11 protein-coding genes are annotated in these 12,894 nt (G+C 40.6%); 7 read left to right on the forward strand and 4 right to left on the reverse strand.

Annotated features, from left to right (window positions below):
* Nucleotides 1–67 precede the first annotated feature (67 nt).
* From mrdA to B5D46_RS02110, 7 genes are all read left to right on the forward strand, one after another.
* The gene (gene mrdA, locus B5D46_RS02080; RefSeq protein WP_234973804.1) at nucleotides 68–2,086 is read left to right on the forward strand and encodes a penicillin-binding protein 2; all 2,019 of its coding nucleotides are present in this window, start codon (nucleotides 68–70) and stop codon (nucleotides 2,084–2,086) included.
* Between the two features lie 127 nt (nucleotides 2,087–2,213).
* Complete coding sequence (rodA, locus tag B5D46_RS02085) at nucleotides 2,214–3,272, forward strand: rod shape-determining protein RodA (protein WP_412556289.1); 1,059 nt, start codon at nucleotides 2,214–2,216, stop codon at nucleotides 3,270–3,272.
* Between the two features lie 37 nt (nucleotides 3,273–3,309).
* Nucleotides 3,310–4,317, forward strand: coding sequence for a lytic murein transglycosylase B (gene mltB / locus B5D46_RS02090; protein ID WP_078928007.1), 1,008 nt, complete (start codon nucleotides 3,310–3,312; stop codon nucleotides 4,315–4,317).
* A 138-nt stretch (nucleotides 4,318–4,455) separates the two neighbouring features.
* Nucleotides 4,456–5,466: a septal ring lytic transglycosylase RlpA family protein gene (locus B5D46_RS12095; RefSeq protein WP_159442999.1), complete on the forward strand. Its 1,011-nt coding sequence runs from the start codon at nucleotides 4,456–4,458 to the stop codon at nucleotides 5,464–5,466.
* A 124-nt stretch (nucleotides 5,467–5,590) separates the two neighbouring features.
* Nucleotides 5,591–6,769 carry a serine hydrolase gene (locus tag B5D46_RS02100; protein ID WP_412556290.1) on the forward strand — a complete coding sequence of 393 codons (1,179 nt, stop codon included), beginning with the start codon at nucleotides 5,591–5,593 and terminating at the stop codon, nucleotides 6,767–6,769.
* 55 nt (nucleotides 6,770–6,824) lie between these two features.
* A complete protein-coding gene (locus B5D46_RS02105; RefSeq protein WP_143675588.1) occupies nucleotides 6,825–7,109 on the forward strand; it encodes a DUF493 domain-containing protein in 285 nt (94 codons plus the stop codon).
* A 49-nt stretch (nucleotides 7,110–7,158) separates the two neighbouring features.
* Nucleotides 7,159–8,187: a SanA/YdcF family protein gene (locus B5D46_RS02110; protein WP_234973805.1), complete on the forward strand. Its 1,029-nt coding sequence runs from the start codon at nucleotides 7,159–7,161 to the stop codon at nucleotides 8,185–8,187.
* Between the two features lie 65 nt (nucleotides 8,188–8,252).
* On the opposite strand, the gene B5D46_RS02115 is transcribed toward B5D46_RS02110, so the two are convergent.
* The 4 genes from B5D46_RS02115 to B5D46_RS02130 form a co-directional block, all read right to left on the reverse strand.
* The gene (locus B5D46_RS02115) at nucleotides 8,253–9,116 is read right to left on the reverse strand and encodes a DNA adenine methylase (protein WP_078928011.1); all 864 of its coding nucleotides are present in this window, start codon (nucleotides 9,114–9,116) and stop codon (nucleotides 8,253–8,255) included.
* A 143-nt stretch (nucleotides 9,117–9,259) separates the two neighbouring features.
* Nucleotides 9,260–10,420, reverse strand: a complete 1,161-nt coding sequence (locus B5D46_RS02120) for a sialidase family protein (RefSeq protein ID WP_078928012.1) — start codon at nucleotides 10,418–10,420, stop codon at nucleotides 9,260–9,262.
* A gap of 7 nt (nucleotides 10,421–10,427) precedes the next feature.
* A complete protein-coding gene (locus B5D46_RS02125) occupies nucleotides 10,428–10,871 on the reverse strand; it encodes a NanQ anomerase/TabA/YiaL family protein (protein ID WP_078928013.1) in 444 nt (147 codons plus the stop codon).
* Nucleotides 10,868–12,850, reverse strand: coding sequence for a TRAP transporter permease (locus B5D46_RS02130; RefSeq protein ID WP_078928014.1), 1,983 nt, complete (start codon nucleotides 12,848–12,850; stop codon nucleotides 10,868–10,870). Before B5D46_RS02130 ends, B5D46_RS02125 begins: the two co-directional genes overlap by 4 nt.
* Between the last annotated feature and the right edge of the window lie 44 nt (nucleotides 12,851–12,894).

Consider the following 12,894-nt stretch of genomic DNA (forward strand, 5'->3'; position numbering starts at 1 on the left):
TATATCGTTTTTTACCGTTAAAATAATAAATAAGTGCGGAGAATATAAGAAGAATTTAGAGAAAAAATTGTCAATTTTTAGCAGAAAAAGTCGACACGAACGGTCACTTTTCAGAAAACCAACAAAAAGGCGTTATTCATCTCGAGACGGACTAGGTAAGGAAAATCGTAACGAGAAACTTGAACTTAGAGTATTCCGTTCTAGAGTATTCATATGCATCGGTATATCCATACTGATGGTGGTTATTCTTTTCTGCAATCTTTACTATCTGCAGATTATCTCCTATCAGGACTACAAGACCAGATCAAATGAGAACAGCATCAAGGTAATGCCTGTTGTTCCACCTCGAGGAATCATTTACGACAGAAATCATGTGGTACTTGCAGACAACTCTCCTGTTTACCATCTGGTTCTCTTCCCTAACAAGCAGATCAGCACAAAAGATACAATCGAGGAACTTGATAGATTACTTGAGCTGAATCTGTCAGAAAAGGATATTGCAAGATTACTATATGAATCAAAAACCAGAAAGCGTTTTTCCGGTGTTGAGCTTTCTAACTTCCTCTCAGAGGAACAGATTGCAACCTTTGCGGTAAATTCATACAAATACCCAAATGCCCAGATCGTAGCAAATCTGAAAAGATATTATCCTTTTGCTGATATTACAACCCATACCACAGGTTATGTATCCAGAATCAACCAGAATGACGTAAAGAAACTTGCAAGCGCAGGAAAACTGGATAACTACGAAGGTTCAACTGAAATCGGTAAGCTTGGTATTGAGAAATACTATGAGGACTCTCTTCATGGAGAAACTGGTTCAACCAAGGTTGAGGTTAACTCACACGGACAGGTAATCCGTACACTTAACTACGAACCTCCTGTTCCAGGAAAGGATCTGAAGCTTACCATTGATATCAGACTTCAGTACTACGCTCAGGAAATCTTTGGACAGATGAAAGGTGCAGTTGTGGCAATTGATCCTTCAAACGGCGAAATTCTGGCAATGTACTCAAACCCTAGCTATGATCCAAATCCTTTTGTTCGAGGAATCAGATCTGGTGAATACAAGAGACTTCTGGACAATCCGGGACATCCTCTGATCAACAGAGCAACTCAGGGTGGTTATGCTCCTGCATCAACTGTAAAACCACTACTTTGTGTAATGGGATTGAATGAGAAACTGATTACAACCAAGGGCAATTTCTTTGGAGCTCCATATTTCAAGCTACCAGGTTCAACTCATCAGTTCCGTGACTGGAGAGCATGGGGGCACGGCTGGATGGATTTATACAGAGCAATTGAAATTTCAGCCGATACCTATTTCTATGATCTTGCATATAGAGCAGGTATTAACAGAATTCATGACTATCTGGACAGATATGGTTTCGGTAAAAAAACCGGTATTGATATCTCAGAAGAATCCTTAGGTATAAATCCTTCCAGAGACTGGAAGAAATCACGTTTCAATCAGCAGTGGCATCTTGGAGATACTGTACCAATCGGTATTGGTCAGGGTTACTGGACTTCTACCCTTATGCAGCTTGCCAAAGCTCACGCTACCCTTGCAAACAGAGGTGTTACCAGGACGCCTCATCTGCTAAAGGAAATGGTTGATCCTTCAACAAATGAAGTAACCGAGTATATGCAGGAAGAGCCTGAAGATACACTTAAGGTAAAAGATCCTCAGTATTATGAGGACTGCAGAACCGGTATGTATCTAGTTGTAAACGGGCCCGAGGGTACCGGCAGAAGAGCATTCTTCGGAGCTAAATACAAGGCAGCTGGTAAATCAGGAACAGCACAGGTGGTTTCTATTAAACAGGGCAAAAAATACAACGCAGCAAAGTTAAAAGTAGAGCATCGTGATAATGCACTGTTCGTTGCCTATGCACCGTTCAAAAAACCGCGTATCCTTGTTGCAGTTATTCTTGAGAACGAGGGTGGTGGTTCTACCAAAGCTGCTCCTGTTGCAAGAGCAATGATTGATAAGTACCTTTTGGACCTATATCCAAACGGATATATGGGCGATCCTGAGCCTCAGGTGGTTAAGTTCGGAATGGGTGGAACAGTAGTTTTACAGTAAAAAAACAAACAACAAGCACAGATATCAAGTAGTAAAAATGTCAGAAGATAAAAATACATTAAGTCAGGTAACCAGTAACAGCATTGGAAAAAACTTCTTTTCCAGACATCACGTAGATCTTCCGCTGATGTTCGGTCTGTTTTTAGCTCTGTGTTTCAGTCTGTTTGTTCTGTACTCTGCATCAGGTCAGCATGCTGATATGCTGATTCGTCAGATCACAAGAACAGGAGCTGCATTCGTACTAATGATTGCAGTTGCACAGATTCCACCAAAATACTTTGCAAAAGCTTCAACCTATCTTTACATCATAGGCGTAATTCTGCTTGTAATGGTTGAACTGTTCGGTGATATTTCAAAAGGAGCTCAGAGATGGCTTAATCTGGGTATAGTAAGAATTCAGCCATCTGAATTTTTCAAGGTTGTTATGCCTCTGTCAGTTGCAGCATTTCTCGCAAAAACTGCCCTGCCACCAAAACTTCTGCATACAATTTGTTCTTTTATCATCGTAGGTATTCCAACAGTACTTATTCTGATGCAGCCTGATTTAGGTACAGCAGCTCTGGTTTCTGTTGCAGGCTTTATCTGCATCTTTATTGCAGGTCTTTCATGGTGGTGGCTGATTACAGGTGCCATTGCAGGAGCAGCAGCCCTCCCTGTCATCTGGAATTTCGTACTTCATGATTATCAGAAACAGCGTGTTTTCACCCTGTTAGATCCATCATCGGATCCTTTGGGAGCTGGTTATCATATCATCCAATCCAAGATTGCAATTGGTTCAGGTGGTCTATATGGTAAAGGCTGGCTTCAGGGAAGTCAGTCACAGCTGGACTTTCTTCCAGAGCCTCATACAGATTTTATTTTCGCTGTGTTATCAGAAGAAACAGGTCTGGTTGGTTTCCTCATTCTTATATCACTCTACTGTTTTATAATCGGCAGATGCGTTGTCATCACATTAAATGCTCGTCATAACTTTGAAAGAATTCTGTGTGGAAGCTTTACCTTCACATTTATGTTCTACATATTTGTTAACATCGGTATGGTTTCAGGAATTCTGCCAGTTGTAGGTGTTCCTCTGCCTCTCATCAGTTATGGCGGAACAGCGATGATTACACTGATGATCTGCTTTGGAATAATGATGTCAATTCACACACATAAACGAATAAGTTTCTTTAAAAAGGATAAATAAGGAGGCTGCACATAATGTGCAGGCAATAATAGAAAGAATGAACAAAACAATTAGTAAACTTGCCATAGTATTGGGATTATCCTTTTTTACAGCCACATCCGTTCATGCTGCGCCTAATTTTGATGAACTAGCTAAATATGCAGGAGTAGATGTTCAAACACTTAAAGATGCCACATCTCAGGCTGTATATCAGCAGAAAATTATCGATGCAATCACCCGTCCTTCAGAAGGAAAACCTTGGTGGCAGTACAGAAAGATCTTTATTACAACTTCAAGAATCGAGGCTGCTGTAAGGTTCTACTTTGAAAACGAAAAAACTCTTTTAAAGGCTCAGAAGGACTTTGGTGTTCCTTACGAGATTATCTGTGCAATTATCGGAGTTGAAACCTTCTTTGGAAAAAATATGGGTAACTGGAGAGTTCTGGATGCCCTGTATACACTAGGATTTAATTTTCCTAAGAGAGAAGCTTACTTCTCAAAGGAATTTGCTAGATTCGTAGCTTTAGCATCAAGAGAAGAATGGAATTACGACGACATCAAAGGCTCATATGCTGGTGCAATGGGTATGGGTCAGTTCATGCCATCAGCATATCTTGATTATGCAGTTGACTATGATGGAGATGGCTACGTAAATCTTTTCACTAACAGAGAAGATGCCATCGGATCTGTTGCAAACTATTTTAAAGGTCACGGCTGGCAGACAGGAAGAGGTATCTACTATCCTTGTCATATCAACAATGCAGATCCAAAAGCACTGATGGATAAACAGTGGGATCTTACTGTTCAGGAGCTGTATGCATCCGGAGCCACAACCAAGGTAAACCTAAGTCCAAATCAGAAGATAAGACTGTTTGCATTTGACCTTGAAAACGGACAGAAGGGGTATGCTGTTGGTCTTGAGAACTTCCATTCAATCATGAGGTATAACACTTCTCAGTTATATGCAAGAGCTGTATATGAGCTCTCAGAGTTTATTGCGATGGGCGTAAACAAGGAAAAACTAAGACAGGGAAAAAAAGTAGTCCACAGAAGTAAGAAGCCATAGACACAGATTAACTGTCTATAGTTTGTTCTAATTATTAAATTTCAGAATAAAAGACTTTTAAGTACGGCCTTCACTAATTAAAATGTTAGGGCTTAAAAGTCTATTTTAATGCCGATGAAAATGGAGATCCTTTATTTTATGAAAAACTTAAAATTTATAGCTACCATTATTACTGTTTCAGCGGCACTTGTTCTTCAGGGATGTTCATCTTCAGGTTCAGGTGGCTCCCCTTCATTCTCAGGTTCATACAGATACGGAACAGGTCCAAACAAGACTAAACCACAGCCTCAGACAGAAAAAGTCAACATCAACGGCGTCGGTGGTGCAGTACCAAAATATGAGTACCAGCGTGTTGGCGGATGCAATAAGGATTATAGAGTTTTAGGCAAAAACTACATGATCTGGAACGGAACAACCTCATATGTCGAAGAAGGAATTGCATCCTGGTATGGTCCTGGTTTCCACGGACAGAAGACCTCAAATGGTGAAATCTATGATCAGAAGGGATTTACTGCTGCACATAAGAATCTGCCACTGCCATCATATCTAAAGGTTACCAACCTTCGTAACGGCAAGAAGGTTATCGTTCGCGTAAATGATCGTGGTCCATTTGTTGGAGATAGAATTCTTGACCTGTCAGAGGGCTCAGCACGTGCAATTGATATGGTTGGTACCGGTACCTCAAAGGTTAGAATTGAGCTTATCAACGTAAGTGCAAACGGAACATATACCAACGCATACGGTAAACCAGCCGGCACCGTACGACAGCAGTATGCAGGTGTAGTTAACAAGAATACCTCAACCTATCAGCATATCGGTGCTGCAACCTCAAGATCAGCTGGAAGCTCAAATACAGGCTATTCCAATACAGGATATGCAAATACCGGCTACATAAAAACTAATAATCAGGGAATAACATCTAATACAGTTCCAGGCTGGTATGTTCAGCTAGTTGCATGTAATTCTGATCTGATGGCAAATGAGATTAAGAATAACGTTCAGACTAAGATTTCATACCCTATCGTAATCAGAAAGGAAGGAAACATTAACAAGGTTCTGGTTGGACCTTTAAATGAAGCTTCTGCACGAAATGCTGCCGCATCTTTGAAGAAAAAAGGGTATACTGATTGTTTTGTAAAAAGTTTTTAAAAAAGAAAACTAGGAAATAAAAATGTCATTAAAAAAGGTACTAAAAACTACATTATTAGTTACGGCTCTTGTTTCTGGTTTAAGTGTTTCCGCAGAGGAAAACATTCCAGATCCTTTTGCTCAGATGAAGGCAAATGCTGACTCAGCTGCCCCTTCTGCCGTTCCTGCTAATGGAGTTGCACCTGCCCCAATTGTAATTCCAGAGCCACCAGTATTCGATGCTCAGTCATGGGTACTAATGGATTACAGTTCAGGAAGAGTTATCTGTGAGCACAATTCTCACGAGAAAATCTGGCCAGCTTCACTAACCAAGATGATGACAGCATATGTTATCGGCATGGAGCTTAAAGCAGGCAGACTTCACATGGAAGATGATGTAACCATTACCGAAGATGCCTGGGCAAAGAAGTACACCGATTCATCAAAGATGTTCATCGAAGTGGGTAAAACCATAAAGGTTGGAGATCTGGTAAAGGGAATCATTATCCAGTCAGGTAACGATGCATGTGTTGCTATGGCAATTCATCTTGCAGGAACACAGGAAGGTTTTGTTTCTGTAATGAACAACTACGCTGCACAACTTGGACTTAAGGATACCCATTTCTCAAATGTTCACGGCCTTTTTGATGAACTGAACTATTCATCAGCTTATGATATGGCTCTATTAGGAAGAGCAACTATCAGAGATCTTCCTGATGAGTACCCTCTATACAGTCAGAAGGAATTTACCTTCAACGGTATCAAACAGATGAACAGAAACCGTCTGCTATGGGACAAGGCAATCAATGTTGACGGAATTAAGACTGGACACCTGTCTCAGGTTGGATATAACCTTGTAACCTCAGCTACCAACGATGGTATGAGACTGGTTGCATCTGTAATCGGGGCTAAATCAGAGAAATTACGTGCGGACTACAACAAGGCTCTATTAACCTATGGTTTCCGTTATTTCCAGCAGTACACACCAGTTACAGCCAACAAGGTTCTATTAACCAGAAACGTACGCATGGGTAAAACCAATCAGGTTCGCCTTGCGATTCAGAAGGATCTGAACCTAATGATCCCTCGCGGACGTCAGGGAGACATTAAGCTTGGCTACAGATTAAAGAAGAGTGTCTTCACTGCACCTATCAACAAGGGCGATGAGCTTGGTGTAATTGAAGTTAAGATTGATGACAACGTCATTTCAACTGTTCCACTTGTTTCTGTAGATGTTGTTGAAGAATGCGGCTTCTTCGGAAGATTATGGGATAAGATCTGCTTATTCTTCTCATCCGATGAAGAAGTTGTTGAAGAGGCCTAATACCTTTACAGGAGAAAATTCTATCCAAAACAATGGATAGAATTTGTACAAAGTTATGACTGATTCATATAATAAATTAGAGAAACTCATGGAATTTCCATGTATTGTTGGATTCAGAGTTATTGTTGATGCTTCAATTGTGAATTCACTTGGTGAGGTTGAAAAAGCTATAAATGAGGTTGAAGCCGGAATTATGCAGAAAATTACCGATGAACCTCGCAAAAGTTCAAAAGGAAACTATGTTTCCTACACAATACCTGTAAAAGTTAATAAGGCAGAAAACCTAAAACTTTTATACGAAAAAATTAGTGCATTACCTTGTGTTAAACATGTAATTTAAGGAAATTATGTCATATCAAGATCAATCTGAGATGAGGTTTTCATCTGATATGTCTAGCTTTTTAAAGGCAGTAGGCTACATAGGTCTATTGGCCTTATTTATTGGAATTCTATTCCTGGTGCTAGGCTGTTTCAGAATTTCTAGCTTTGCATTTAAAACCTATGAAAGCATAGAAAAGATTCCTTATAACAAAGTTGGTCTTTTACTTGGCACCTCCTCTCTCAATTCAAATGGTCAGCCAAATGATTATTTCACATATAGAATCATAGCGGCTGCGCAGTTATTTAAATCGGGAAAGATTGATTACATTCTAGCATCTGGAGATAATCTGCATCACTCCTATAACGAGCCAAGACAGATGATTAGAGCTCTGGTTAAGGCCGGTGTTCCTGCAGACAGAATCGTAGCTGATTTTGCAGGAATCTCTACACTAGACTCAGTTATCAGAGCAAGAAAGGTATTTCTGCTTAAGAATGTAACCATTATCTCTCAGGATTTTCAGAATGAACGAGCTCTGTTTATTGCAGATAACTATGATCTGAATGCAGTTGGATTCAATGCATTAAGCCCTAACTATGGATTCTTCTCGAAGGTTGCCATAAGAGAGTTCTTTGCCAGAATCAAATGTGCTTTTGATGTTTATCTGTTGAAGAGTCAGCCTAAATTCCTTGGAAAACCAGAGTCTATTGGCAAATCAGCTCTTCCAAAGGAAATGTCAAACAAGCCTAAGAAGCTGACATCTCCTCTTAAGTTCATAACAGACAATGCGCAGGTTCTGAAGGAAAAAGCTCGTATTGCCAAGTACGAACCAATTGCAAAGAAGACTTCCGATAATGCAAAGATGATCAAGAAGAGAGTTGAACAGGCTGAATACGAATATTATATTCCTGAGGCAAGAGTTCAGGAAAACAAGAATAATATCGATAAACAGCAAATTGAGGTTCTTAGTGAGGAGCAGACAGAGGCGCTTGAAGAAGCAAATGAAGTTGCCTCAGAAAGCCTGAATGTCGGAACCTCCAACACCTATATTGATCCGAACATTCCTGCAAAACCAAATCTTCAGGCAAATCCTGATTAGAGAAAAAATCACGAATTATCAAAGGCCTGCTTATACTTACAGCAGGCCTTTGTTGTATATGAAGACTAGATTAAAGCCAGAGTATCCTTATCGTAGTTTGTAATCATAAGCTCATTAACAGCATTTCGCTTTGTGATATTTGAGTTGATTCTACGACTTACAGCAACTGTATTGATATTAAAGTTCTTATACAGCTCCCTAATATGAGGAACATCTGAGTTTGACTGCAGGAATTTAATTCCCCTCTTATGTAGCTGAACACAGGACTCATACAATCTTAAATGCTCATCCTGTTTAAATGATTCTGACTGATACTGAGTGAAATTTGCAGTCTTAGATATAGGGAAGTAAGGTGGGTCAAGATAAACAAAAGCATCATCTGGAATAATATCAAGCAATGACTGATAATCCTGATTGAGAATACTGATATTCTTCTGGTTTAGGAAAGAAGAACATGCCTCCAGCGTTGGAGTATCACAGATAGTCGGATTCTTGTAATTTCCAAAAGGAGTATTAAAGTAGTTTTTCTTGGAGACTCTATAAAGACCGTTATAGCAGGTTTTCATAAGAAAAATAAAACGAGCAGCCCTCTCCACTGCAGATCTTTTATCAAAATCAGGCTCTCTATCCCAGGATCTAATTTCATCAAATAGCTTCCTGTCATAGATTAGAGTTGAAAGGTAGAACTCCAGTTCACCAAGATTGGATTTGATTACATTATATGCATTGATAAGCTCAGAGTTGGAGTCATTGATAATAGCCCTATCAAAATTCAGTGCCATAAGAACAGCACCAGAACCGACAAAGGGTTCAACATAGGTTGAAATATGCTCTGGGATGTACTGTAAAAGACTCGGAATACTTGTTGTTTTCCCTCCTACCCATTTTACGAATGGTTTTAGGTTTGGAAAAGTGTTTGGGCTATGCATGTTATAAAAACTCCTTATACCTCCTATATTTTACAGAATTCTGATGAACTTTTACTCCCGTGATACGTTATTGCTCAGATTTTTAACAAAAAAAGGAGGAACAAAGTCCTCCATAATTCAATAACTACAAAGATTGAGGAAAATCAGGAAACCTTAGCAGAAGTAGGATTGTATAGACCAACCTTCTCTCTCTTCTTACCAGCAACACTTTCTTCACTAAGAGTTACATACTTAACGCCCTGTCTGTCATGATAAGCATAAGCAAGATGCAACATACCATCTGAAGACTGCATTAAAAATGGATATTCGTACTGCTTATTATTGGTACGGTTTTCTTCGCCAACATATCCCTGACCTAATTCAATATTTCTAATCATAGGGAAAGTCTTACCACCATCCTCTGAAAGAGCAATTGCAACTGGGCAGCGAAGTCCTGGCCATGCAGCTTTACCCTTTACAGGATTTGGAGTGCAAGTTGGATTGTAGGCAATTGCAATACGACCACTCTTTAGCTTGATTGCACTGATACTTGAATTATTATTTGGTAATGGAGAAGGAAGAGGAACACTCCATGAATCACCATTGTCCAATGATTCACTTCTATAGATGAAGTCAGCTTCCCTACTGCGCATAAATGCAACCAGATGAGATTCTTCGAGCTCTACAACGTTAGCATGAACTCGACCTGAGCTCTGAGGCATATCAACCTGTCTCCAGGTCTTTCCCTGATCATCAGAGATCTGGAATGCGGTAGGATCACCTGACAGTCCATCAGGAGAGTCTGTGCACAGCCAGTTTGAGAAGATCCAGCGTCCATTCTTTAAAACCTGAATTGGCTGACGGCAGAAAGTTCCCTCGCGAGCAAACATGGTTTCGTACTTGCTCCAGGTCTTACCTCCATCTGTTGATTTCTGGCAGCGAACCTGAGATGTATACTGCATGTTATCCTTACCTTCGGTTCTGGCCTTCTGTGCAGTGTACATACACCATACAGCATTATCAGGGCCGTAGAATAATGAAGGATTCTGCTCACTGCGCTCAGGATCGGATGAAACCTGAACAGGATCTGACCACTTGGTATCACCGTGCTTTAAAGAAGCACAGACAATACTTACATCAGGGCTACCTTCAAAAGATCCTGCAAACCAGCAGCATAATAAATCCTTGTTAGGTAACTCTAAAATTGCAGGAGAGTGAGCTGTACGATAAGGACCAGGAGGAAGCAGAGCTTCAACGGTGTTCATGCCCTCATTCTCGTACATGGTGCCATCATTTGTAAGACCCGGTAATTTCTTATAATTCATTTTATTCTCACATTACTGGTAGTTTCATTACTACTTTTAAATAATCGTTCTGAGATTCAAGATGCTTACAGGCTTTGTGAGCATCTTGAGGGAAGGCTACCCATGACATACCTTCTTCAATTCTGAAAGTATGGGCAACTGGACCTTTGAACATTTCGCGCTCTTTTTCCTCGGAGTAAGGTACACTCTGTGTAAGGCGGGAAATATCTTCCCATACAACAATCTCTGATCCTGACAGGATAATCTGAACGTCAATGTATTTGCGGTGAGCTTCATAGTCTCCGCTATCCACAGGGGAGGTACTCCCCTGCTGAATCATAAAGAATCCACCTTCAAATTCATAACGGCCAGCTTTTTTGTCTGTTAAGGCATTCAGAGCTGCTAAACCTGCCTTTAGATTTGGGAGCATGCTCTGATACTTCATCAGGTTTTCGGTTCTATCTATAATCATGCCATCACCTTTGTGTTAACTGCATGACCAGCATGATGACGATTCATTACAAGAACGAATGTACCTAATGCAACTGCAGCAATTGAGGTAGTCATATCAGGGCTTATAAAGCCTAATGCCACGACAAAGGACAGTACTCTTAACCAGACAGGCATAGTAGTCTTGTAGTAACCTGCAACAGTTAAGGCTAAGAAGTAAGTACCAATCAGCAACTGAATAGCACCGATAGCAATCTCGATAATTGAGCCTTCCAGAAGAATTGCAGGGTTGTATACGAACACGAATGGAACCATGAAGCCTACCAGTGCGAACAGCATACCGTTGATACCAGTCTTCATTGCATCCGCACCTGCAATACCAGCAGCAGTATATGAAGCAACACATACAGGAGGTGTAATCTGAGCCATAATGCCGTAGTAGAATACGAACATGTTGGCGCATAGAGCATCAACACCTAATGCACGAATAATTGGAACGAACAGGATTACACCAACCAGGTATGCAGCAACTGTTGGAAGAGCCATACCTAAAAGCATACATCCGACCATTGCAACTAACAGAGCTAAGAACAGGTAGTTTGTACCTAATGAACCGATTAGTGATGACAGGTTGGTTGCAAGTGAAGTCTGACCTGTTACAACGTTGATTATGATACCGCATGCAGCAGTTGGAATTGCAATTTCTGCAGACTGTTTTGCACCACGCAGACAGCAGTTCCATAAAGACTTAAGACCAGCAAAGTTCTTTCTATCATTTACAAAGTAGCTGATTACATTACAGATCAGAACTGAAATAATACCAACCATACCGGCACGCATCAGAGATGAACCTGAAATAATCCATACAACCAGCAGGATAACAGGAGTCAATAGATACAGACGTGGAAGAATTGGCTGTTCAATAACAATCTTGGCATCAGCTGCGCTTGATCTTACAGAACGCTTCTTAGCGATATATGTAACAAGTACGAAGACACCAAAGTAGTATGCAAATGCAGGAATGATAGCAGCACAGGCAACACTGAAATAGCTTACACCTAACATCTCGGCCATAATAAAGGCGCCAACACCCATGATAGGAGGCATGATCTGACCACCAGTTGAAGCAACCGCCTCAATAGCACCTGCTTCCTGAGGAGCATAACCGATTCTCTTCATCATAGGGATGGTCATAACACCGGTTGTAGATACGTTTGCTACAGCTGAACCTGAAACCATACCCATCATACCTGATGATAGAACAGCAGCTTTTGCAGGACCACCGGCAGAACCGTTTGAGAACTTCATACCGATATCAATCAGAAGCTGACCGCCACCGCAGGTACTGAAGAATACACCGAATACAATGAAATAGAACAGAGCTGATGCAGAAGTATATAAAGGGGTACCAAATACACCTGCCTCGCCCATGGTCATACCGGTTGTGAACTGGTCAAGCATCTGCTCGAAGCCGACTGACTTGGTATAGAACACACCAGGTAAATATGGAGACAGCCATGCAAATGCGATGAATGCAAGGATGAAGAAGAACAGAATTAGACCTAATGAACGTCTTACTGCCTCAAGTAACAGCAGAATGGTTATAACCATGATCTGCTTGTCTATTAACTCAACATCATCAATGAATGGGGTAAAGTCACGTAACCTTTCAAAGTTTGTTACAACATAGTATAGAAGGTAACCGATTGCAGCAAATGAAACTAGATCCAGGATATTCAGGAATGAGTATTTGCTTAGAGTTTTCTCATCTACAGTTGTTCCGCTCAGTTCAGCCTTGAGCTTGGTTTTCTTGCGGTAAGTGTAATCAACTGGCATATACAGATAGATTACAGTTAAAGCGAACACTAAATGCAGTGGGCTCTGCAGCATTGGTGTCAGCTGCTTGAATAAAGCCAGATAAATCTGGAAACAGAAGAAAGCTGCGGTAACGACAATAACAGCAGTCTTTCTAATGTCGAATTTTTTTACTTCCTCTGACATGATAGCCTCGATAACTTCAGAAAATGAGGGGGAGAACTCCCCCT

The organism is Succinivibrio dextrinosolvens DSM 3072, assembly GCF_900167015.1.
Classification (GTDB): domain Bacteria; phylum Pseudomonadota; class Gammaproteobacteria; order Enterobacterales; family Succinivibrionaceae; genus Succinivibrio; species Succinivibrio dextrinosolvens.

Coding starts and splice junctions, on each gene's coding strand:
- B5D46_RS02125 (WP_078928013.1), bottom strand. CDS start 10,871: ATGATTATAGATAGAACCGAAAACCTGATGAAGTATCAGAGCATGCTC.
- B5D46_RS02110 (WP_234973805.1), top strand. CDS start 7,159: ATGTCTAGCTTTTTAAAGGCAGTAGGCTACATAGGTCTATTGGCCTTA.
- B5D46_RS02100 (WP_412556290.1), top strand. CDS start 5,591: ATGAAGGCAAATGCTGACTCAGCTGCCCCTTCTGCCGTTCCTGCTAAT.
- B5D46_RS02115 (WP_078928011.1), bottom strand. CDS start 9,116: ATGCATAGCCCAAACACTTTTCCAAACCTAAAACCATTCGTAAAATGG.
- B5D46_RS12095 (WP_159442999.1), top strand. CDS start 4,456: ATGAAAAACTTAAAATTTATAGCTACCATTATTACTGTTTCAGCGGCA.
- B5D46_RS02105 (WP_143675588.1), top strand. CDS start 6,825: ATGACTGATTCATATAATAAATTAGAGAAACTCATGGAATTTCCATGT.
- B5D46_RS02130 (WP_078928014.1), bottom strand. CDS start 12,850: ATGTCAGAGGAAGTAAAAAAATTCGACATTAGAAAGACTGCTGTTATT.
- rodA (WP_412556289.1), top strand. CDS start 2,214: ATGTTCGGTCTGTTTTTAGCTCTGTGTTTCAGTCTGTTTGTTCTGTAC.
- mltB (WP_078928007.1), top strand. CDS start 3,310: ATGAACAAAACAATTAGTAAACTTGCCATAGTATTGGGATTATCCTTT.
- B5D46_RS02120 (WP_078928012.1), bottom strand. CDS start 10,420: ATGAATTATAAGAAATTACCGGGTCTTACAAATGATGGCACCATGTAC.